Source organism: Streptomyces sp. NPDC006435 (assembly GCF_040612315.1).
Taxonomy (GTDB): Bacteria; Actinomycetota; Actinomycetes; order Streptomycetales; family Streptomycetaceae; genus Streptomyces.
This window is the reverse complement of sequence record NZ_JBEXPY010000037.1, coordinates 63259-84974: the sequence shown is the minus strand read 5'-3', so window position 1 is coordinate 84974 and position 21716 is coordinate 63259. Positions and strand designations below refer to the sequence as shown.

The following is a 21716-nucleotide window of genomic DNA, read 5'->3' as shown; positions in this document are numbered from 1 at the left end:
GTGGGAGCCCCTCCACCCCCCCCCCCCCCCCGGGGGGGGGGGGGGGCCCCCCCGCCCCCCCCCCCCCGGCCGGTCCCACGCCTCCTCCGCCTCCTTGTCCCGCCGGACACCCGCAGGGAGGCATTGCCGAGAACCGGACTTGCCGCCATGGACACCCGCCCGAAGCCGCCGATCCCTCTGCTCGGCCCCGCTGAGGCCATCAGGGCCGAGCCGGTCGGGGAGTCGGTTCCATTCGCGGACGAGGGGCCGACCAACGGCGGCGGCATCGTTCTGCCCGGGCAGACGGACGACTTCTCCGAGTGGGCGACGAGGAAGCAGATGCGGAACGCCGTGAAACACGGCGACCCCACCGCGCTGTGGTACTACTGCGGCACCTACGGAGGGAAACCGGTCGAGGAATCGGCGAAGGCCACTGCCAGGAAGTACGGCGGGCAGACGATGATGATGCTGATCGAGCATCTCAACCTGCCGACCCCGTACTACTCCGACTACTCCGAGAGGGCGGCGGCCTTCTGGAGAAATGCTTCCATGGGATTCTCCGAAGCCGCACGAGGCGAGGTACGGATCATTTTCGGCGACGTCGTCAGGAAAGGGAACACCTGGCAGCGGGTGGAATGCCCGACGCTCATGGCGAACCCGTACGTCACCGCCGTCCTGTGGGCCCAACCCGGCACCCCGTTCCGAAAGCTTCTGGACAAGGGGCAGACCGATCCGCATCTCCAACTGCCGGACGAGGTTGCTCTTCTGCACCGGCCGGCCGGGGCGTCGCACCGCCTGGAGCAGCTGTCGGCGAACGGCTGAGTTCCCCACGGCCGAAGAACACCCGGACCGCACGGATCGACGCAACCATCGAATGGGCATGTGAAGCCTTCCGGACCCATGCCGAAATGCTGGACGAATGGATCTGCTGAGGAAGCTCAGTAGGCCGAAACCTCTATACGGAGTTCCCCATGCGCATCCTTCTGTTCAGCAACATCAAAGGTCCGGAGCCCTACCTCCCCCTGAACCTCCTGGCACTCGCCACTTACGCGAAGACTTGCGGGCACCAGGCCGACATCGTCGACGGACAGGTCGACGCACAGTGGCTCGACCGGTGTGTGGAGCTCGCCGAACAGGCGGACGTCGTGGGCGTCTCCAGCTATACGGGGCCCTCGATCAACGCCGTGCTGGTCCTGCTCAAGGAACTGCGGAACCGGGGCATCCGGAAGCCGATCATCTGGGGCGGGTACCACGGTACGCTGGCCAATCGGAAGATCATCGGCGAGGGATGGGCCGATTTTGTTGTCCAGGGATACGGGGAGCATGCACTCATCGGCATCCTCGATCACTTGGCGGGAACGGTCGACATAGGCGATGTCCCCAATGTGTCCTACCGGGACGAAAACGGGAAGATTAGGCAGAACCGGCGGACGAAGATAGATTTCCTGGACGAACTTCCGCCCATGGACTACAGCTTCGTCGATGTGCACAAGTACTACGTGCCGGGCAGGCAGACTCTTCAGTACATCAGTTCCTACGGGTGCCCGTACGCCTGCACGTTCTGTGCGGAACCCGCTCACAGTCTGCGCCGCTGGAGGGGTTTCTCGGTCGAGCGCGTCGTCCAGGACATGCAGCGGCTCGACGCCCTCTACCGCCCCAGGATGATCTCGTTCGTCGACCCCAACATCTCCAGTCAGCCCGCCCGGGTCGCAGCCCTGGCGGAGGCGCTGATCCTGGCCGGAAGTCGCGTTCCCATCCTGTGCAACATGCGGTCCCGTGACGTGCTGGAGATCGAGAAGATCATTCCCTTGAGCCGGCTTCGGGCCGCCGGGTTCCGAAAAATATTCATCGGCATCGAATCCGGTGACGACGATCAGCTGAAATCTCTCAAGAAGAGTGCCACGGCCGGCTTCCACCATCAGGCGGTGATGGCGCTCGACAGGGCCGGGATAGAGGTCCAGATGAGCTTCATCCACGACCTGCCCGGCGAGAGCGATGCGCAGGCGCAGGCGACGCTGGAGCTGGCGGAAACCCTGCTGGATGTCAAGACCGGTGGTTCCTATCAGTCCCACCACTTCTACATGCCCTATCCGGGAACGGAGTTGTTCGACACCGTGTTCCCGGGGGAGAAGTCCTACGATCAGGTTCCCACCGAGGACTGGGCGCGCACGTCGACTTTTCAGGCGAACCGCGTATGGCAGGGGGACCCGGGCCGCCGGCGGTGGGTGGTCGAGGAACTCGAGAAATTCCACAGGATCAATCCGGCTGTCATACGGAAGCGCGAGATCGGAAGGTTGCGCCAATCGGCTGCCGTGGGCGATGACTACCTGGAGCACTTCCTCCTGTGATCGTGAGTCCGCCAACGGGGCGAAGGCGGCTTTGTTTCATGCGCTCCGCCCTCCACGGGCGCGGCGCAGGAACTTTTCGTCGACGGCCACCCCGGCGAGGTCCGCAGGTCGGTCTTCAAGGGCCGGCAGGGGACGCAGATGTCCTCCGTGAGGCCGGTCCCGTGCTCCGGGCATTCGGCCCGGCCGACTCCACTCGGCTCCGTTGCCACACGCTTCCGCGACCGCCGGTCCTGCCGCTACCGTCTGCAACGGCAGGCAACCGAGCAGGACCCCGCGCGAGCCGGAGCCTCCGAGGACAACCGCGAGCCGGAGCCTCCGAGGAACCGTCTCGCGACTTCCCTGATGCCCTCGGACGTCCGATCAGCCCAGGAGGCAGAGATGCCCGGATCCAAGGTTCGGACGCAGGCACTGACGGCACTGATCGTCGGCGGCAGCGGGTTTCTGGGCGCCGAGCTGGTGCGCCGGGCGGTGGCGGCCGGGAACACGACGGCCGCCACTTTCGCGACCGGGCCGGGGAACATCCCGGGGGTCGCGTGGCACGCCCTCGACCTGCGGGACCCCGAGCGCGTCGAGGCAGTCGTGGCCGAGGTCGGCCCGTGCTTCGTCATCGACGCAACGAGCGGCAGATCCGACTGGGCGGTCACGGCCGAGGGCCCCGTCCGTCTGGCGATGGCCGCGGCGAAGCACGGCTGCCGCCTGGTCCACGTGTCCAGCGACGCGGTGTTCTCCGGCGCCCGCGTCCACTACGACGAGAGCTGTCCGCCCGATCCCGTCACCCCTTACGGCGCGGCCAAGGCCGCGGCGGAGACGGGCGTCCGCCTCGTGCACCCGGACGCAGTCGTCGCTCGCACCTCGCTGATCATCGGCGACCGGCGGTCCGAGCACGTACGTCTGGTGCACGACCTCGCGGCCGGTGTCCGGGACGGCGCCCTGTTCACCGACGACATCCGCTGCCCCGTCCACGTCACCGATCTGGCCGCCGCGTTGCTGGAACTCGCGACCGGCGACGCGAACGGGGTCCACCACCTGGCGGGAGCCGACGCCGTGAGCCGCCACGAGCTCGGAGTCCTCGTCGCAGGACGCGACGGGCTCGACGCCTCCCGGCTGCCCGCGGGACTCCGGGCCACCAGCGGGCTTCCCGGGGCCCTCGACGTCCGTCTCGACAGCCGTGCCACCCGGCGCGACCTGCGCACCGTGCTGCGTGGCGCCCGGCAGTTCCTGGCGACGGGAGCCTGACCGGATCCTCGAAGCGACGCGCCCGACCACGATCGGATCCGGCAGTTCTCACCCCGTCCCCGTCCCCGTCCCCGTCCCCGTCGGCGAGGACGGGGCAACCCTCGACCCGCCGTTCAGATCCCCATGACGAGCATGACGATCACCAGCAGGGTGATGTAGGCGACGGAGTGCACCCGGTCCGGGACACGGGCCGCGGCGCGGCGGGCCAGGGCGATGGTGGGCAGCGAGCCGCCGAGCAGCGCGGCGCAGGCGAACAGGTCGATGTGGCCGAGCCGCCCGGCCTGGGCGTGCAGGGCGGGGGCGGCGAGGGCGTAGACGACGGTGCCGACCACGGCGACGGGCACGCTGAGCGGGTTGGCCATCGCCGTCGCCTCGGCCATCGGCAGGCCCCGGCGGCGCAGCAGCGGTACGGTCATGACGCTGCCGCCCACGCCCAGGCAGGCGGCGACCGAACCGATCCCGACCCCGCCCAGCGTCCTGACCGGGCGGCTCGGCGGACGCGGTTCCCGGTCCTGCGGGACGGACAGGAAGCCCTTGCGCAGCAGGCTGTCGGCGATCGTCACCAGCAGGTACACGACGAACAGCACCCGCAGCACGGTGCCGCTGATCAGCGTCGCCGCGAACGACCCGGCCACCGCGCCGACCAGCACGAACGCGGCCATCGGCCAGATGTACTCCCGGCGCAGCCGGCCCTGGCGCCACTGCGCCAGGGTGGCGAAGACCGAGTTGACGACCATGACCGCCGTCGACGTCGCCACCGCCACGTGCATCGCGTCGGCGCCGGAGCGCTCCGTGACGCTCCAGAGGCCGTAGACGACGGGAACGGTGACGAAGCCGCCGCCGAACCCGAAGAGCACCGTGGTGATCCCGGTCAGGCAGCCGAACAGAAGAAGCACGAGGTATGAGGTCAGCACTGCCACGACGCTACGGACCCGGCCGCATGGCGGGCAATCGAATGAACGCCAGATGCCTTCGCCGATCCGACAGCGGTGCCGGGTCCTAGTCTGGCGGTGTGCGCAACGTCCACATCGACGAGGTCGACGCCATCGACCGTGCCGTCCTGGCCATCGGCACCGACTACCCGCCCGGCCACCTGCTGCCGTACCACGAGCACCGCCGGGCCCAGGTGCTGTACGCCGCGACCGGCGTCATGGAACTGGTGACGGCGGAGGGCACCTGGACGGTGCCCATCGACCGTGCGGTACTGATCCCGGCCGGGACCCGGCACCAGGTCGCCATGCCCGGGGTCAGCACCCGCAGCCTCTACATCGAACCCGCCGCCGTGCCGTGGTTCCCCGCCCGCTGCCGGGTCGTCGAGGTCTCCCCGCTGCTGCGCGAACTCCTCCTGGCGGCCGTCGACATGGAGCCGCTCTACCCGGAGCACGGCCGCGACGCGGCCCTGGTCGGCCTGCTCCTGCACGAACTGGCCGGCCAGGCGCCGCTGCCCCTGGACATCCCGCTGCCCGCCGACCCGGCACTCCGGCGGCTGTGCGACGAGTTCCTGCGCCGGCCCGACGTCCACGACCCGCCCGCCCGCTGGGCCGCCGCCCTGGGGGTCAGCGAACGCACCCTGGGCCGTCGGTTCCGCGGCGCCACCGGGCTGAACTTCGCGCAGTGGCGGCAACGGGCCTGCATCGTGCACTCCCTGCGGCGGCTGGCCGCCGGTACGCCGGTCACCCGGATCGCGGCCGACCTCGGCTACGACAGCCCGGCGGCGTTCACCACCGCCTTCCGCATCCTGCTGGGCCGCCCGCCGAGCGCCTACCGGGCCGCCGGACAGGCCGGATGACCGACCCCCGGGACGTGCCGGACGGTGCGGGACGACCCGGCAGGAGTACGGACGAAGGCCCCACGTGCCGGACGGCAGCCGGTTCCGGAAGTCCCGGCAAACCCCTTGCCCAATGGTCAAGAAACGTTGACCATTGGGGGCATGGCTGCTGAAGACCTCCCCGAGACGTTCCACGTCACCACCGACGAACAACTGCGAGCCGTCTCCAACCTCACACGTCACCGGATCATGGCCGTGCTCCGCTTCGAGCCCGCGACGATCACGCAGATCGCCGAGCGGGTGGGCCTCGCGAAGGGGAGTTCCAGCTACCACGTACGGCTGCTGGAGCGGGCCGGCCTGGTGAAGGTGGTACGGACGCGGAAGGTCAGGGGGGTCACCGAGCGGTACTACGCGATGGCCGCGCGGTCGATCGTGCTGCCGGACCCGGGCGAGGGCGGTCCGGACGTGCTGATGCGGCACGCGGTGGCGGACCTGGAGGCCGCGCCGGCGGAAGGCGAACGGCACGTACGGATGGCGCATCTGCGGCTCACCGAGGAGCAGTTCGCGGAACTGGGGGAGCGGCTGCAGGCACTGGCGGACGAGTACCGGAAGCTGTCCGACCCGTCGCTGCCGGACGCGTCACTCGTCTTCGCACTGTTCCACCCGGCACCCCCCGAGCGGACCGAGCGGACCGAGCGGACCGAGCGGACCGAGCGGACCGAGCGGACCGAGGGGGGCGCCGAGTGACCTCGGACGCACGGAAGTTGCCGACCGGGTTCGGGCGGCTGTGGACCGCGCAGACGATCTCCTCGCTTGGTGACGGTGTGTCGCACGCCGCACTGCCGCTGCTCGCACTGACGTTGACGCGGGACCCGATGGCGCTCGCCGTCGTCACGGCCGCCGGTACGCTGCCGTGGCTGCTCTTCGGGGTGCTCGGTGGCGCGCTGGTGGACCGCTGGGACCGTCGGCGCACGATGTGGGTCACGGACGCGGCACGCGCGGTGCTGCTCGCGACACCGGCGGCAGCTGCCGTCCTCGACGCGCTGAGCATCCCCCTGCTCGCGGCCGTCGCCTTCCTGCTCGGCCTCGGCGGACTCTTCTTCGACACGGCCGCCACGGCCTATCTGCCGGACCTGCTCGGCCGCGACCCCGCGCTCCTGGAACGCGCCAACTCCCGTCTGCGCGGCACCCAGACCGCCGCGTCCGGCTTCGCGGGGCCGCCCGCGGGCAGTGCCCTGCTCGCGCTCGGGCGGGCGTTCCCGCTGCTCGCCGACGCGGTGTCGTTCGCGCTCTCCGCGCTGCTCGTACGGTCGCTGCCCGCCACGCCCCGGCCCGCGCCGCAGGCCCGTGAGTCGCTGCTGCGACAGGCGCGGGCCGGTGCCTCGTACGTCTTCCGGGACCGGCTGCTGCTCGGGCTCGCGCTGCGTCCGGCGGTCGGGAACGTCGCCTTCCTCGCCGTGGAGACCGTGCTCGCCCTCTTCGCGCACGAGCGACTCGGCCTCGGCACCCTCGGCTTCGGACTGCTCCTCACGGCGGAGGCCACCGGCGGTCTGCTCGGCGCGGGCATCGCCTCCTTCCTCGGCCGACGACTCGGCACCGGCACCGCGCTGACCTGCACGGCCGCGGTCGAGGGACTCGCCGTTCTGGGCCTTGCCACCGCCTCGAACCCATACGTCGCCGGCCTCGCGCTCGCCGTCTGCGGAGCGGGCATGGGCGCCACGATGGTGCTCGGCCCCTCCCTCCGGCAGGCGATCGTCCCCGCCCACCTGATGGGCCGGGTCGCCTCCACCTCCCGCATGCTCGCCATGTGCGCCGCCCCGTTCGGCGCCTTCGCCGGCGGCTGGCTGGCCACCGCCCACGACGTACGCACCCCGCTCCATGCCGCCGCCGGCCTCCTCCTCACCATGACCGCCGTCACGTCGACCATGACCAGCAACCGCCGGATCGAGGCAGCACTGCGTGCCGCCGCCGCCCCGGCCGACGACCCGGATCACCCGGGCCGGTCGGATCACCCGGAACTGCGGGATTCCGTTCGGAGGAGTGCCGTTCAGGGATCCGGGGGGCCGTTGACCGGTGCCGGGCCCGGGGCGGCAAAAAAGCGTTGACGGTGCGGGCCCACCCCCTGCTACGTTGTGCGGGCTTCTGTTGCCGCCGATCGGAGAAGGACGTTGTTCCTCTGAGGTCCTGAGACACCGTGTCCCCCCTGCGTACGTGTGGGGATGCCGCGTGCGACCTCGGCGTCGGAGCCGTCCTTGCGGAGCAGGGCTTTCGGTATTTCCCCGCGCTCCCCGGGCTTCACCTCTCCCCTGCCGACAGCGGGTCGCCGCCTCCGGTGTCTCGATACGCGTTTGCCCCGAACCATCACGCAACCGCGGAGACCCCGTATGACTCATTCCGTCACCTGTACGTCCCTGTCCTTCGCCTGGCCCGACGGCACCTCCGTCCTCGAAGGGCTCGACGCCTCCTTCGGACCCGGCAGAACCGGACTCGTCGGCGTCAACGGGTCGGGTAAATCAACCCTGTTGAAACTGATCGCCGGCCGGCTCGCCCCGGTCGACGGCGCCGTCCGCGTGGCCGGCACCATCGGCTACCTCCCGCAGAACATCACGCTCGACACCACCATGCGGGTGGACGAGGCGCTCGGCGTCGCCGCCCGACGGGCCGCGCTGCACGCCATCGAGTCCGGCGACACGGCCGAGGAGCACTTCGAGACCGTCGGCGACGACTGGGACGTCGAGGAACGCGCCCTGGCCGCCCTCGGCGAACTCGGCCTCGGGCACATCGGACTCGACCGCACCGTCGGCGAGGTGTCCGGCGGCGAATCCGTGCTGCTCCGGCTCGCGGCGCTGCTGCTGCGCCGCCCGGACGTCCTGCTGCTGGACGAGCCGACCAACAACCTCGACCTGTACGCGAGGCGACGGCTCCACGCAGCCGTCGCCTCCTGGCCGGGCGTCCTGATCGTGGTCAGCCACGACCGGGAGCTGCTGGAACTCGTGGACCAGGTCGCCGACCTGCGCGCGGGCGGCATCACCTGGTTCGGCGGCAACTTCTCGGCGTACGAGGAGGCCCTCGCCGTCGAGCAGGAGGCCGCCGAGCGCACGGTCCGCGTCGCGGAGGCCGATCTGCGCAGGCAGAAACGCGAACTGGTCGACGCCCAGGTCAAGTTGGCCCGCCGCAGGCGGTACGGGCAGAAGATGTGGGACCAGAAGCGCGAACCGAAAATGGTCATGGGGCTGCGCATGCGCGCGGCGCAGGAGTCCGCGGGCAAGCACCGCATGTTGCACGAGGAGAGGCTGGCCGGGGCCAGGGAACGGCTCGACGAGGCGGTGGAGGCCGTGCGGGACGACGACGAGATCCGTGTCGACCTGCCGTGCACCGCCGTGCCGCCGGGCCGGTCGGTGCTGACGTTGCGCGAACTGGAGATGGTGCACGGCGCGCGCGTGACCGGCGGGTACGACCTGTACGGTCCCGAGCGCGTCGCGCTGGTCGGGCGCAACGGCGCGGGCAAGACGACGCTGCTGCGCACCATCGCCGGGGAACTGGCCCCGGTGTCGGGCGAGGCGGCGGTGCAGGTACCGGCCCGGTTCCTGCCGCAGCGGCTGGACATCCTCGACGGGGAGCTGAGCGTCGCGGAGAACGTGGCCCGTTTCGCACCGGGCGCCACCAACAACCTGATCAGGTCGCGGCTGGCCCGCTTCCTGTTCCGGGGCGCCGTCGCCGACCGGAAGGCGGCGGCCCTGTCCGGCGGCGAGCGGTTCCGGGCGGCGCTGGCCGCGCTGATGCTGGCCGATCCGGCGCCGCAGCTGCTGATGCTGGACGAGCCGACGAACAACCTGGACATGGCGAGCGTCCGGCAGCTCACCACGGCCCTGGAGTCGTACGAGGGCGCGCTGCTGGTGGCCAGCCACGACCTGGCCTTCCTCGCCTCGCTGGGCATCACCCGGTGGCTGCTGCTGGAGGAGGGAGAACTGACACCGACCACACCGGAGGCGGTGGGAGCCATGGCCGGCTGACGCGGCCCGCCGCGACCGGCCCGGTGCGCGGCGGCCGGCGAAGAAATCGGTAGGAAGAGCTCGACAGGAAGAGCTCGTCGGGAAGAACGTGGCAGGGCGACGGTTTCCCGAGTCCTCGCCCTGCCACGGCCGGACATGTCGGCTCGCGCCGGCCCCGGCGGCGCCCCTCCCGGCGGCACTCCGGTACTCCCGGTCAGCGGGCGAAGACCGTGCCGGCCAGGCCCAGGTGGGTGGCGGTGCCACCGAGGACGCTCGGCAGCGCGTTGCGGCGCCACAGGTGCAGGCCGGCGGTGACGGCCGGGGCCGTGAGCGGGGCCGCGGCGCGAACCCCGCCGCCGGACGTCGCCGGCCTCGGCCGCAACCCGCACGGGAACGAGTCCGGCGAGTACGGCCGGTGCCGGGTCCACGCCGGCGGGACTCCGAGCCGTCCACCCCGCCGGCGCACCCGGAGGTCTTCGGGCCCGGCAGGGTCCGGCCGGTTCAGGCCGGGCGACTCGGTCACCGCCGACCGGAGGACCGGGCGTCGAGGACCTCGTTCGGCGTCGCCCCGTGTTGTCAGGGCCTCCCGGGCAGGCGGCCGGCGAACTCGGCCACTGCCGTCAGCACGTCCTCCGCCGTCCACTCCAGGCCCTCGGCCGCCACCGTCACTTCGGTGAACGCGATGTCCGGCGGTCCCCCCGGGGCCGGGAACCACCGGTGGAACAGCGTCGTCCCCGTCTCCTCGGCCAGCCGTACCGAGGCTTCCGTCAGCACGTCGGGGGCGTACGGAAGCCACACCTGGAACCGGTGGATGTGCGGTACCCCGGGATGCACCCGGAACCACGACATCCCTGCCGATTCGAGCCCCTCGGCCAGCGCCGCCGCGATCACCTTCGCGTGCGCCACGTACTCCGGCAACCGGGGCAGCTCCCTCTCCAGCCCCAGCATCGCGCCCAGCACCGTCGGGTACTGGTGGAACAGATCCCCTCCGTAACGGTGGCGCCAGGCCCTCGCCTCGTCGATCAGCGACTGCGGTCCTGCCAGTGCCGCCCCCGATATCCCGCCCAGCGACTTGTAGAACGACACGTACACGCTGTCCGCGAGCGCCGCGATCTCCTGCAGGGGACGGCCGAAGTGCGAGGTGCACTCCCAGATCCGCGCCCCGTCGAAGTGCACGATGGCGTCCCGCTCCCGGGCCGCATCCACCACGTCGGTCAGCTCGTCCCACGTGGGCAGGACGAAACCGGCCTCGCGCAGCGGCAGTTCCAGCATCAGCGCGCCGAAGGGCTCGTCCAGCGCACGGATCTCGTCGGCGGTCGGCAGCCGGGGCCCGGCCGTCGGATGCACCGTACGCAGCCCGCTCACCGCCTCGAAGGCGCCGCGTTCGTCCGTCTCGGGGTGCGACCGGGGATGCAGCGCCACGGTGCGGTTCCCGGTGCGGCCCGCCCAGCAGCGCAGCGCGACCTGCTGGGCCATGGTGCCGGTGGGGAAGAAGACGGCGGCCTCCGTGCCCAGGGCGCGGGCGGTGCGCCGCTCCAGCTCCCCGACGATGCCGTCGCCGTACATGTCGACCGAGTCGTCCAGGTCGTACACGCTGCCTGCGTCAGCGGCGAGGGCGGCCAGCCGGTCGCCGATCCGGTGCTCGGCGGCGAGGCGGGAGAGCACCCGCGTCGCACCGCGCCAGGCGTTCAGTCTGCGAAGTCGTGGGTCCGTGCCAGGGCTTTCGGTCATCCGCTGATCATTGTGTACGGGACCGGGCGCGTCACCGGAATTTTCCCACTGCGTCCCGGGGACCACGCATGACGACCACGAGCCGCGATCCACGTGCCGGCCCCGGCTGGAGGCCGACCCTTCACGCGGACGGCCTGCTTCGGCTTCGCCACGGCCTCGACGAGGCACGCTGCCGGTCGAGGGCGATGACCTTCTCGACCTGCTCGCGCGCGCTCGGGCTCCCGTCCGCGGCACCGGAGCCCTTGCGTGCTCACGTTCCGCACTCTCAGGTGAGGGAGGTGTCGCCGAGCGACTGCAGCAGGGTGCGCAGCGAGTCGGCCAGTTCGTCCGCCCGATCGCGGTCGAGGGCCTGGAGCAGGCGTGCCTCGTTGGCGATGTGCAGGGCGAACAGGTCGTCAATGGTCCGGCGACCGTGGGCGGTGAGCCGGATCCGCACCGTGCGACGGTCGGCGGTGTCCGGGACCCGTTCGACGAGGTCCTTGGCCACCATGCGGTCGATGCGTTTGGTGATGGCGCCCGAGGTGACCATCGACGCCTTGACGAGTTGGCCGGGGGTCAGCTCGTAGGGTTCGCCCGAGCGCCGGAGCGTGGTCAGCACGTCGGCCTCGCTGTTGTCCAGGCCGTGTCGGCGGAAGAAGTCCTGGACCTCCGCCTCCAGCAGCCGGGCGAGCCGTTGGATCCGACCCACCACCCCGACCGGCCAGATGTCCACATCGGGACGCTCCCGGCGCCAAGCGTCCATCACCGCGTCCACGGCGTCTCTCATCCGGCACCTCTTCCACTTGAGTCTCTCAATGGTATCTTACCGGTAAGAGAAATGGGGATGCTCATGTCTCGCGGCATGGAGGCGGTCCGGGCCGTCCACCGGGCGTTCACCGACGGCGACCTCGACCGGGAACCGCACGTCCGGCGGATCGGGGACGGCCGACTGCTCGGACCGGAGGTCTCCCTCGGCGCCCCCGCACCGCTCCTGGCCGCGCTTGGGCACTGAGCGGGTCCTCGAACGCCCGCACGCGATCGACTTCGGACACAAGGAGATGAAATGTCCTGGCTGGACAGCGACTACCCACCGCCCCGTTATCACGGAGACCACGGAGAGATCAGCGCCGGTTTCCGCTCCGCCGACACACCGGCCGACCTCACCACACCGTCCGGCGGGCGGACCGATTATCTCGCCACCAAGGAGTCGACCGGCGGAGGATTCGGCCTCTACCGGGTCCGCATGAGCCCCGAAGCCGCGGGCACGAGCACCCACTTCCACAAAACGATGAGCGAATCGTTCTACGTAGTGGCCGGGACGCTGCGGGTGTACGACGGCCGGCGATGGTTCGACGCGTCGGCGGGAGACTTCTTCCACGTGCCGCCGGGCGGCCTGCACTCCTTCGGGAACGAGTCCGGCGAGCCGGTCGACTTCCTGATGCTGTTCACCCCCGGCGCGGCCCGGGAGGGCTACTTCGAGGGGATCGGTCACCTCGCCGGCATGAGCGACGAGGAACGGCTCGCCTTCTTCGTCCACCACGACAGCTACTTCACCGACATGGCCAAGGGACCGGCGGCGCAGTCCTGGCAGGCCCGCGGCTCGCAGTGACGCAAACCCGGCCCTGAGACGGGCGGCGCCGGTGCGATCGGTCGGGTGGAAGGCGCTGAAACCGTCGGGCGCGGAGTCGAGGCCCGTTGAAGTCGAGGGAGGCGGGGGACGGGACGGCGCTCATGCGGCCCATGAGTCGCCCGGACAGGGACGTGTCCGGTGGCCCGGGGTCAGGCGCAGGGGTTGCAGACGAGGTAGCCGTCGATGCGGCTGAGCCAGTCCGAGGCGGGGTCCGAGGGGAGTGCGTGGCCGAGGCTGTCGGTGCGGACCTCGCTGATCCACTGGTCGTGCTGGTACTCGTGGTTGATGAGTGCGAGCAGGAGGTGGTTGGCGACGACGGTGAGCTGGGCGGGGGCGCCGACTCTGCCGGTGGCGATGTCGCCGATACGGGCGTGGATGCGTTCGGCGACGGTGTCGCGGAAGGCGGTGAGGCGTTCGACGGTCGGCAGCGCGCCGCGGAACTTCTCCGGGTTCGCGGAGTCCATGAGGCCGTCGAGTTCCGGGTCGGGGCTGGGCTCGGCGGCGGTGAGATTGCGGATCATGAAGTGGGCGACGTGGGCCTGGTGGCCCAGGTGCCAGCCGATGGCGCTGGAGTCCTCGTGCGGACGCCAGGTGACCTCGTCCGGGGTGAGGTCCTTCCACAGCTCGTCGGTGTAGGCGCGGGCCCGGTCGTACTCGCGCAGGAGTGCGGTGAGTTCGTGCATGCCGTCCCCCTCAGGCCGCGTCGCGGGGACGGACGTCGGGGGCTGTTCCCGGCAGCGGCGACAGGGCGCCCGGGACGGTGTCCGGGAGCGGCTGCCTGCGCTTCTCGTGCACGCCCGCGTCTGCGGCCGTGACGCGGTCGGCCAGGGGCGCCCGCAGCGCGGCCTGAAGATATGCCATGGTTGTGCCTCACTTGATCGGCAGGGGTTGTTCGGTGCAATGGATACCGCGATCTGCCGGTCGAGCCGGGCGTCCATGCGAAGACTCGGTGAAGGATCTCGCTGAATCGGCCCATGGGCAATGCGTACGCCCATCGGCGGGTGGCGGCGAGGCCGCCTGCCCCGGTCCGTCGCGGAACTCACGCCCCGGCTCGTCCGCCCCCTCACCGACGCGGACAACGTCTCCCTCCGCACCGCCGCGGCGGGCGCCGTCTGGGAACTCGGACGCCGCCCCGGGACCGTCGTGCCACTGCTGGAGCGCCTCCTCGACCACCACCGGAACTTCGACGCGATCGACCTCGCCGGCCGGATCGGCCCTCCCGCCGCAGCCGTACTGCCGCGCCTGCGGCAGATCCTGAACGAGCAGGTCGAGCAGGTCGAGCAGGTCGAGCAGGTCGAGCGGAACGCGCGCAACGAGCAGAACGATTCGGCCGTGCTGAACGACTCCTGGACCCTCGTCCACGCCGCGTCGGCCCTGTGGGACATGGGCGGAGACGACGAGGCCGACGTCGTCGTGCCGGCCCTGCTGAACGCCTGGAGGGACAACGACTCCACCGCGTGCGACGTCGTCGCCTGTCTCGACCGCATGGGCCCGGCCGCACGCCCCGCACTCGCCGGGCGACCGGCACCGGGCACGGGCGACCGGCACGGGGCAAAGGCGACCGGCACGGGGCAAGGGGGAAGCCCCCGCAACTCCGCTCTGCCGATCACTTCTTGTGCAGTTCGTCGAGCCGGCGGGCACGAGCCGGGCGAGGGCATCTCGGCGCCCGGAGAATCCGCAAGTCGGCGCCCGGTTCGAGGCACACACCGGCGTCGGGGACCGAAAGGCGAGCCCGGACGAACGGCCGGCCGGGTCTTTCCGTGCCGGCCGGTCCCGCGTGCTCCCCGGGGACCGCGGTCCCGTACCCCGGCAGGGTGTCCGGGCCGGTCGCGGTACCGGTGCCGGACCCGTGAGGGCCCTCGGAGCGGTACACCAGAGGCGCCCGCCACGCATGTCCGACATTGTGTAAGAGGGGCTCACTGCGTCCAGGCGGGACAGCCATGAAAGAACCAGAAATCGACTACACGGCGGTATTCCAGGCCCTTCCGGGGGCGGTGGCCCTCCTGACCCCACAACTTTTCTTCGCGGACGTCAACGAGGAATGGCTGCGCGTGATCAACCGCAGCCGCGAGCACGTCATCGGCCATTACATGCCCGATGACTACGCCGACCAGCCGAACCACCCCAACGCGGCCGTGGCGCGCAACATCGAGGAGTCCCTGCGTCGGGTCACCAGGACCGGCAGGCCCGAGACCATGGAACTGCAGCGGTTCGATCCGACGGACGCCACCGTCCGGCCCCGGGCGGCGGAGGCACGCTTCTGGAGCATGACCAACATCCCTGTCCCGGGCGCGGACGGACGGGTCGCGCTTCTGCTGCACCGGGTGGAGGAGGTCACCGAACTGATCCGGGCCCGCGCCGTCGCGTTGAGCCTGCAGGAGGCGATGCTGCCCGCACCGCGCACGGTCGGACGCCATCCGGTCGCCGTGCGTTACCGGCCCGCCGTCGGTGCGCTGGAGGTGGGAGGCGACTGGTACGACCTGGTGGACGTACCGGGCGACCGCCTCGGGATCGCCGTGGGCGATGTGGTCGGTCACGGCCTGGCCGCGGCCAGCGTCATGGGGCAACTGCGCAGCGCTCTCAGCGCGGCCTCGCGCTCCTGCGGCGATCCGGCCCGCGCCCTGGAGATCCTGGAGCTGTACGCCCGTTCCGTCGTGGGAGCCGAGAACACGACGGTGGCCAACGCGTCCATCGACTGGAACACCCACCGCATCACCTACAGCAGCGCAGGCCACCTGCCGCCGGCCCTGTTGCGGAGCGACGGCACCGTCGAATTCCTGGACCGGGCCACCGACCCACCACTCGGCGCCTGCACCGAGTACGGTTCCCGGTCGCAGGCCACGGCGTCTTTTACCGAGGGCGCACTGCTCGTGTTGTACACCGATGGCCTGGTCGAACGCCGGGACGAGGACATCGACACCGGCCTTGCCCGGCTCGCCGGCTCCCTGACCCGCCACTGCGGAGCCGGGGCCGAGGATCTTGCCGATGCCCTGCTGGCGGAACTCCTGCCGTCGACGGGCGTCAGGGACGACACCGCCCTCGTCATCGTGCCGCTGTAGGCGGCGCTTCTCGTCATTGGGCGTTTCATGGCTCTGCGATGGACAGGTGCTGATCCGCGGTTCTTCTCCGGTGGCCTCTCGGGGCGGGGCGCTCTGCCGTGCGGCGGGCGTTCTTCAGCGGCCGTCGCACGGGTCGCCGTCCGCAGGCACCGGTTCGGTGTCTGCCGCCAAGCAGGAGGAGTACACCCGCGGAGGCGTGGGCTGCGGCTCCGGTTCCGGTTCCGACGCGGAGCCCACGGCAATGATTGCCCCGGCGACGGCGACGGCGACGGCCAGTCCGGTCATCGTGGTGAGCCGGGCACCGCGGCTCACCGGGCGCCGCGGAAGTGGTCGTGGAGAGCGTCACGGCAGTCGTCCTCGGTGCCGGTCCGGATCCGGGAGAAGGCCAGCACTTCGTCTCCCCCGTCCTCCCGTCCGGCCTTGGCCAACTGCGCCCCGACGTCCGCGATGCGCTCGGCGCACTCGGCACTGACGGGCTTCTCGGGCTGCGGCTCCGGCGCCGAGGAGGCGTTCAGTCCGGCGGTGGCGGCGAGACCTGCCGCGCACAGCACCGTCCACACGGCAACCCACGAGCGGCGGCTCATCCGTATCGGCTTGGGCATCCAGGCATCCTACGAGAACGGCGGCGGGCTGTCGCCGAATCCGGCCTTCCCCGCCGGAGGGACCGGTGACGGAGCCGGACGGCGTCGCCGACCGGCCGCGAACGTCGTGGTGGGCCACGGCAGGAGGCGGTACGGAATCAGGAACCGGGCGTTCCCGGCCGCCCGGTGAGGAACTCCTCGAAGGCCACCGGGGCCGCATCGTTCTCCGGGGAACCTGCTGTCGTGCAATCGCGTCCTACGGTGCATGCGAGAGGCTGGTCGGTGCGCCGACCGCCGTGGTTGCGAACCAGGGGAGCGCCGCACGGATGACCTCGCCCCTCCGGCATCCCGGGTTCATACGTCGCATGCTGTGCCGGATCGGGCTCCACAGGGACCGGTGCTTCACGCCCGACGAGCTCGACCACTCCGCCACCCCGTGCCTTCACGAGTGGCGGTGTGCGTCCTGCGACCGGCTTCGGCGGTCCGCCGTGCTGCACCGGTACAGGCACGAGCAATACACGGGCGGCCCGTGCCGAAGGACCGTCGTCTGCAGCCGTTGCGGCCATGAGAACGGACACGTCGTCCAGCACACGAACCGCCTCGTCCCGGTGGACAGTCTGCCGGCGGAGCAGCGGCCGGACTACGTCACCTACTACCGCAGGGCCACGCCCTGCGACTGCGTGCAGATCTGTCGGCACTGTGGCGAGACCGACAACAACGTGGTCACCGAGCACGACTGGGACGACCCGTGGTGGGGCGACCGCTGCCGACGATGTGGCGAGCGGTGGTTCGACGACGGGGACTGACCCCGTCACGGGGAGCGGCCGGTGCGGGTGCCTGCGGAGGATTCGTGGGCGCGCCCGTACGAGCCGTGCCGTGCCGTCGGCAGCCGTGAACGTACCGAAGCGCCCGCCAGGGCCGGCTGACCGCGACGGGCCCAGGGCCGACGACCCGCCCCTGTCCGGGCGTCGGGCCGTCGGCCCGGGACGAGGACCGGAACCTCGCGGCGACGGAGAAGCTCACCGACGCCCACTGGACGGGAACGGCGCGCGGAGTGCCGACACGGGCACGGGCACTCCACCTCCTCGGCCAGATGCTGACCAGGGTCGGATCCGGACTCGCCCGAGCACCCGCCGGGCGGTGACGCCCCGCGGACACGACGAGCGACGCGTCGTGCGTCGCTCGTCGTGACTGTATTCCCGGGAGCGGACGAAGCCGGCGCGGGCGCGGCGGGCCGCCGCAGCGTTGCGCCATGCCTCGACCGGGGAGAGGCGTCGCCGTCCGGTCGGGTACCCGGCGGACACCGCCCCGCCGTTCCGACGGAGCGTCAGCCCGCCCAGACCTCGGCCTCGTCGGCCGGGACGGTGGTGGCCAGGCCCAGCTCCTTGCGGGTGGCGACCGACTTGTTCGGGTCGATGCCGCCGAACGCCGGGTCGTAGGCGATGTAGAACGCGTCGGCGTCGGCGGCGTTCGCGGCCTTCTTCCAGTTCCCGGCCGCCTTCGTCAGCGTCGCGCGGAGCTTGCCGACCTCGGTGCCCTTGATGCCCTCCAGGCCCTTGAGATGTGTGTCGAGGGCGGTCGCGACGGCCTTGGCCTGCGCCTTGTAGCCGGCCAGGTCGTCCTCGACGGTGTCCTTCTCGGACTGGTTCGCCCACAGGGCCTCGTAGACCGCGTTCGAACCCTTGAGGTACGTGATCTGCTCGGGCTTGAGGGACTTCGCGGTGCCCAGCGAGCCGCTGAACGTACCCTTCTCCGCGGAGTAGGTGCAGCTCACCGAGCGGTCACCGGTCGCCCAGCTCTCCTTGGTCGGGGTGTAGGAGAAGAGGGCGACGCCCTTGGGGTACGCCCAGGTGTCCGGGGCGTACTTCTGCGACTCGACCGGGCAGCGGCTGTCCGCGATCTTCGCGACCTCGTCGTTGCCGGGGTACTCCTTGCCCTTGTCGATGGCGAACTCACCGACGACCTGGCCCTGGTGCGCCTCGTCGCAGGGCACGACCTCGACGGCGTACGCCGTACCCTCGGCCTTGCCGTTCGGGTTGTAGCAGTCGCCGATGTCCAGCGAGAACACCGAGCGCTGACGGGCCACCTTCTTCGCGCCGTCCTTGGCGCTGTCGACGGCGTCGGAGACCTCCGAGCATCCCACCGCGCCGATCGCGAGCAGAGCGACAACGGCAGATATGCCGCGAAGGGAACGATACGAGGCGTGGATTGCCATGACGTGTACATCCTATTTAAGTAATCTTTATGAAGGTCGCGCGCATCATATGCCATCTCTGTGACCTGACAGTGCGGGACCTTCACCTCATCAGCGGCATCTCTGACTCGCGGCGGGCCACGAGGGTTGTATCCGGGTTGCCGGCAGGTTGTCCGACCTCGCCGACGGGGGACGACGAAGCGGTGCGTCGTCCGTGGCGGATGCGGCGCCGTCCGAGGCTGGTGCGGGCCGGCGCGGGCCGTTCGGCTGTCGCACGCGGCGGTGGAGCTTCGGCGAATGCTGCGCGAAGGCGACCGCACCGGTCCCGGCGCGGGCGGATCATCGGACGAGGTGTCCGCCGCGGACGTGATGACGGGACGTCCGCCGCGGATGTGATGCGGAGAGCGGAGAAAGGGCCGGAGCCGGCGTGGTGGACGGGGCGTGGCGGGTCGGGCAGGTCGTGGACGGGCGTTACGAGGTCGCCCAGGTGCACGAGGGCGGGGGCATGGGCCTGGTGTACCGGGTCCGGCACCTGGAGTGGGCGACCGACCTGGCGGTGAAGTGCCCACGGGCGGAACTCTTCCGTACCGACGCGCAACGGGACCTGTTCACGGCCGAGGCGGAGATCTGGGTGTCGCTGGGCCTGCACCCGAACGTGTGCGCCTGCCACTGCGTACGCGTTCTGGACGGGCTTCCGCGGGTGTTCGCCGAGTACGTCGCCGACGGCAGCCTGCGTGACTGGATCGACGACCGCCGCCTGTACGCGGGTGACCCGGCCGACGCACTCGCCCGCATCCTCGACGTGGCGATGCAGGCGGCCCGGGGGCTGGACCACGCGCACGGGCGCGGGGTGGTGCACCAGGACGTCAAGCCCGCCAATGTGCTGCTCGACGCCACCGCGGACGGAATCGTCGCGAAGGTGACCGACTTCGGCCTGGCCCGGGCGCGGGCCACCGCCACGGGGCCGGTGCCCACGGGCACCCCGGCGGACAGGAGCGTGCTGGTGTCCAGCCGGGGTCTGATGCCCGCCTACGCCTCGCCCGAGCAGGGGATGGGCATGCAGGTGGGCCGACGCTCCGACGTCCACAGCCTGGCCGTGTCCGTTCCGGAGATGTTCACCGGCGGGATCAGCTGGATGCTCGGTGCCGTGGCCGGTGAGGCGCTGGCCATCCGGCGCGTGCGGGCCGAACCCGGCATACCCGACCTGCCGGGCGGGCTCGCCGACCTGCTGGAGCGGAGCCTGAGCCCGGACCCGGCCGCGCGGCCCGCGTCCATGGCCGAGTTCGCCGGTGAACTCGTCGAGACCCACCGGCGGGTGACCGGGGCCCCGTATCCGCGGTCGGTCCCCACGGCCGCGGACCTGCGGGCCGACGAACTCAACAACCGGGGGGTCTCCCTGCCCGCATCGGCCGCCCGGCCGATGCGGGCAGGGCGTTCACCACCGCGCTCGCCGTCGATCCGCAGCACGTGGACGCCACGTACAACGCCGCTCTGCTGCGATGGCGGCGCGGCGAGACCACCGACGAGGACCTTGTCCTGGCGCTCGACACGGCGGCCGCCGGGCAGCCCGACCCCGGTGCGGCCCGCCGGCTCCTCGCCGAGGTGCACCATGAACGCGGCGACCACGACGAGGCCGACGCGCTGTCCGGGGAGGAACCGACGCACCGGTCCGGACGGTCGAGCGGCACGTGCGGCGTCGCCTGGTACAGCCGACGGGAGCGGAAGGCGGTGTACGACCTGTTCTTCGGCATGGAGGTCATGCCGGCCACGCCGTCCATCCGGGTCCGCTTCACCGACGACGGCACACGCGCGGTCAGTGAAGCTCTTCCAACCTGTCGGTGGGATCCGGTAGTTGGCCGGTCCGCGGCGACACGGAGGAGGAGGCCCGGCGGCCGGTCGGCCGCCCCCGCGGTCGTTCCGCCCCGCCGACGGCTACCGCTTCGCCGGGGCCGTGCCGCAGAACTCCGCCTCGACCACCTTCTGGGTGCCACCGGCCCAGTCGGCGTTGAAGTTCGCGGCGAGGGAGTGCTCCCCGTCCCGGGTGACCCGGGCCTCGGACAGGGACCCGTGGATCTCACCGTTGTGCCCCCAGACCTCCTTGCCGCAGCTCAGCCTCTGCCACATGAGACCGAGCCCGTAACCGACACCGGGCAGGTCGGGAGAGATGCTGACGGTGTCGGTCATTTCCCTCATCTCGGCCTCCGGAAGCAGCCGGCCCCTGAGCAGCGCGCGGTAGAAGGTCTGCAGGTCGTTCGCGTCGGACACCATCTCGCCGGAGGCGCCGGCGATGCTCGGATCGAACTCGGTGACGTCGTGGACGGGCCCGTCGGTCCCGGGGGAAAGCCTGGAGTAGGCGCGGGAGTTCGGTTCGGGCATGCGGGGGTCGGTGCCGGGCACGGAAGTGGCGTGCAGCTTGAGCGGCTCGATAATCCGGTTCTCGATCGCCTTGCCGTAGGGACGTCCGGTCACCTTCTCGACGATCATCCCGGCCAGCACGAAATTGGTGTTGGAGTAGTTCCAGCCCGCCCCGGGGGCGAAGTCGGGTTCGTGCGTCATCGAGATGGCGACGAGCTGCTTCGGGGTCCAGGTGTCGTAACGGTGCTGCAGGAAGCCGGGACCGAAGACCTTCTCCCGGAAGGCGGGGTCCTTGGCGTAGTTGTAGATGCCACTGGTGTGGTTGAGGAGCCGACGGACGGTGATCTTCCGCCCGTCGTGCCCGTGCCCGCGCACCACGGAGGGCAGCCACTTCTCGACCGGGTCGTCGAGGTCGAGCCGCCCCTCGGCCTGGAGCTGGAGCAGGACGGTGGCGGTGAAGGTCTTGGTGACGGATGCGACCCGGAACCGATCGACCCTCTTCCGCTTCCCCGCGGTGTCGGCCCAGCGGCCCCTTCCGTCACGGGCCTGCGCGACGGCCCCGGGCACTCCCTCGGCGACGGCCGCGTCCAGGGCCTGCCCGGTGGCGGCGTGGGACGGCTCGGCCGGCGGCGCGGCGACGGCGGGCGCGGCGAGCGCGGCGGCGGTGATCCCGGCGACGAGTCCGGCGGCGAGGAGGGTACGGGCGGTACGTGCGGCTGACATGTGCGGGCTCCCGTGATCGTGAACTGCGGTCACGGAAGGGGACCGGGAGAGGTGAGCGGCGGGTTGAGCCCGGCCGTGACGGTTGAGCCGTTTTCAGCCGTTCGCGGGGTCGGTCAGGTGCGAGAGCGCCCCGACGCGGGT

General features: G+C 71.2%; 21 protein-coding genes and 2 pseudogenes. 13 read left to right on the top strand and 10 right to left on the bottom strand.

The features are described from left to right. Positions 1-147 precede the first annotated feature (147 nt). From ABZZ04_RS29685 to ABZZ04_RS29675, 3 genes are all read left to right on the top strand, one after another. Positions 148-801 (top strand): hypothetical protein, encoded by a 654-nt coding sequence (locus ABZZ04_RS29685; protein ID WP_356935297.1) that lies wholly within the window; start codon positions 148-150, stop codon positions 799-801. Positions 802-950: 149 nt separating this feature from the next. Continuing rightward, entirely contained in the window at positions 951-2327 is a 1377-nt protein-coding gene (locus tag ABZZ04_RS29680) for a radical SAM protein (RefSeq protein ID WP_356935296.1), read from the top strand. Between the two features lie 408 nt (positions 2328-2735). Beyond that, positions 2736-3563 carry a sugar nucleotide-binding protein gene (locus tag ABZZ04_RS29675; protein ID WP_356935301.1) on the top strand — a complete coding sequence of 276 codons (828 nt, stop codon included), beginning with the start codon at positions 2736-2738 and terminating at the stop codon, positions 3561-3563. 113 nt (positions 3564-3676) lie between these two features. Here the strand turns inward: ABZZ04_RS29675 and ABZZ04_RS29670 are convergent, their stop codons facing one another. After that, a complete protein-coding gene (locus ABZZ04_RS29670) occupies positions 3677-4477 on the bottom strand; it encodes a sulfite exporter TauE/SafE family protein (RefSeq protein ID WP_356935295.1) in 801 nt (266 codons plus the stop codon). A 98-nt stretch (positions 4478-4575) separates the two neighbouring features. On the opposite strand from ABZZ04_RS29670, the gene ABZZ04_RS29665 reads away from it, so the two are divergent. From ABZZ04_RS29665 to ABZZ04_RS29650, 4 genes are all read left to right on the top strand, one after another. Continuing rightward, entirely contained in the window at positions 4576-5352 is a 777-nt protein-coding gene (locus tag ABZZ04_RS29665) for a helix-turn-helix transcriptional regulator (RefSeq protein WP_356935294.1), read from the top strand. A 141-nt stretch (positions 5353-5493) separates the two neighbouring features. Then, positions 5494-6078, top strand: a complete 585-nt coding sequence (locus ABZZ04_RS29660; RefSeq protein ID WP_356935293.1) for a winged helix-turn-helix domain-containing protein — start codon at positions 5494-5496, stop codon at positions 6076-6078. After that, the gene (locus ABZZ04_RS29655) at positions 6075-7436 is read left to right on the top strand and encodes an MFS transporter (protein WP_356935292.1); all 1362 of its coding nucleotides are present in this window, start codon (positions 6075-6077) and stop codon (positions 7434-7436) included. The genes ABZZ04_RS29660 and ABZZ04_RS29655 overlap by 4 nt, the downstream gene beginning before the upstream one ends. A gap of 279 nt (positions 7437-7715) precedes the next feature. After that, complete coding sequence (locus ABZZ04_RS29650; protein WP_356935291.1) at positions 7716-9344, top strand: ATP-binding cassette domain-containing protein; 1629 nt, start codon at positions 7716-7718, stop codon at positions 9342-9344. Positions 9345-9537: 193 nt separating this feature from the next. Here the strand turns inward: ABZZ04_RS29650 and ABZZ04_RS29645 are convergent, their stop codons facing one another. The 3 genes from ABZZ04_RS29645 to ABZZ04_RS29635 form a co-directional block, all read right to left on the bottom strand. Continuing rightward, positions 9538-9705, bottom strand: a complete 168-nt coding sequence (locus ABZZ04_RS29645) for a hypothetical protein (protein ID WP_356935290.1) — start codon at positions 9703-9705, stop codon at positions 9538-9540. A 194-nt stretch (positions 9706-9899) separates the two neighbouring features. Continuing rightward, entirely contained in the window at positions 9900-11054 is a 1155-nt protein-coding gene (locus ABZZ04_RS29640; RefSeq protein WP_356935289.1) for a beta-eliminating lyase-related protein, read from the bottom strand. Between the two features lie 265 nt (positions 11055-11319). Continuing rightward, positions 11320-11820, bottom strand: a complete 501-nt coding sequence (locus ABZZ04_RS29635) for a MarR family transcriptional regulator (RefSeq protein ID WP_356935288.1) — start codon at positions 11818-11820, stop codon at positions 11320-11322. A 57-nt stretch (positions 11821-11877) separates the two neighbouring features. On the opposite strand from ABZZ04_RS29635, the gene ABZZ04_RS29630 reads away from it, so the two are divergent. After that, complete coding sequence (locus ABZZ04_RS29630; protein ID WP_356935287.1) at positions 11878-12045, top strand: hypothetical protein; 168 nt, start codon at positions 11878-11880, stop codon at positions 12043-12045. Positions 12046-12096: 51 nt separating this feature from the next. Further along, entirely contained in the window at positions 12097-12642 is a 546-nt protein-coding gene (locus ABZZ04_RS29625; protein ID WP_356935286.1) for a cupin domain-containing protein, read from the top strand. Between the two features lie 170 nt (positions 12643-12812). Here ABZZ04_RS29625 and ABZZ04_RS29620 read toward each other — a convergent pair whose 3' ends face one another. The 3 genes from ABZZ04_RS29620 to ABZZ04_RS29610 are packed head-to-tail and all read right to left on the bottom strand — an operon-like array spanning position 12813 to position 14025. Beyond that, complete coding sequence (locus ABZZ04_RS29620; protein ID WP_356935285.1) at positions 12813-13346, bottom strand: DinB family protein; 534 nt, start codon at positions 13344-13346, stop codon at positions 12813-12815. A 10-nt stretch (positions 13347-13356) separates the two neighbouring features. After that, complete coding sequence (locus tag ABZZ04_RS29615) at positions 13357-13524, bottom strand: hypothetical protein (RefSeq protein ID WP_356935284.1); 168 nt, start codon at positions 13522-13524, stop codon at positions 13357-13359. 9 nt (positions 13525-13533) lie between these two features. Beyond that, the gene (locus ABZZ04_RS29610; RefSeq protein ID WP_356935283.1) at positions 13534-14025 is read right to left on the bottom strand and encodes a hypothetical protein; all 492 of its coding nucleotides are present in this window, start codon (positions 14023-14025) and stop codon (positions 13534-13536) included. Positions 14026-14603: 578 nt separating this feature from the next. Between ABZZ04_RS29610 and ABZZ04_RS29605 the strand changes: the two genes are divergently transcribed. Continuing rightward, positions 14604-15722, top strand: a complete 1119-nt coding sequence (locus ABZZ04_RS29605; RefSeq protein WP_356935282.1) for a SpoIIE family protein phosphatase — start codon at positions 14604-14606, stop codon at positions 15720-15722. Between the two features lie 308 nt (positions 15723-16030). On the opposite strand, the gene ABZZ04_RS29600 is transcribed toward ABZZ04_RS29605, so the two are convergent. Then, a complete protein-coding gene (locus tag ABZZ04_RS29600) occupies positions 16031-16324 on the bottom strand; it encodes a hypothetical protein (protein ID WP_356935281.1) in 294 nt (97 codons plus the stop codon). A 587-nt stretch (positions 16325-16911) separates the two neighbouring features. Between ABZZ04_RS29600 and ABZZ04_RS29595 the strand changes: the two genes are divergently transcribed. Then, positions 16912-17109: a hypothetical protein gene (locus tag ABZZ04_RS29595; protein WP_356935280.1), complete on the top strand. Its 198-nt coding sequence runs from the start codon at positions 16912-16914 to the stop codon at positions 17107-17109. A 521-nt stretch (positions 17110-17630) separates the two neighbouring features. On the opposite strand, the gene ABZZ04_RS29590 is transcribed toward ABZZ04_RS29595, so the two are convergent. Further along, positions 17631-18518 (bottom strand): septum formation family protein, encoded by an 888-nt coding sequence (locus ABZZ04_RS29590; protein WP_356935279.1) that lies wholly within the window; start codon positions 18516-18518, stop codon positions 17631-17633. A gap of 484 nt (positions 18519-19002) precedes the next feature. Between ABZZ04_RS29590 and ABZZ04_RS29585 the strand changes: the two are divergent. Next, positions 19003-19707 (top strand): annotated as a pseudogene (locus ABZZ04_RS29585) (serine/threonine-protein kinase); the annotation flags it as partial. A gap of 194 nt (positions 19708-19901) precedes the next feature. Further along, positions 19902-19964 (top strand): annotated as a pseudogene (locus ABZZ04_RS29580) (hypothetical protein); the annotation flags it as partial. Positions 19965-20429: 465 nt separating this feature from the next. Here the strand turns inward: ABZZ04_RS29580 and ABZZ04_RS29575 are convergent. Next, complete coding sequence (locus ABZZ04_RS29575; protein ID WP_356935278.1) at positions 20430-21575, bottom strand: serine hydrolase domain-containing protein; 1146 nt, start codon at positions 21573-21575, stop codon at positions 20430-20432. Between the last annotated feature and the right edge of the window lie 141 nt (positions 21576-21716).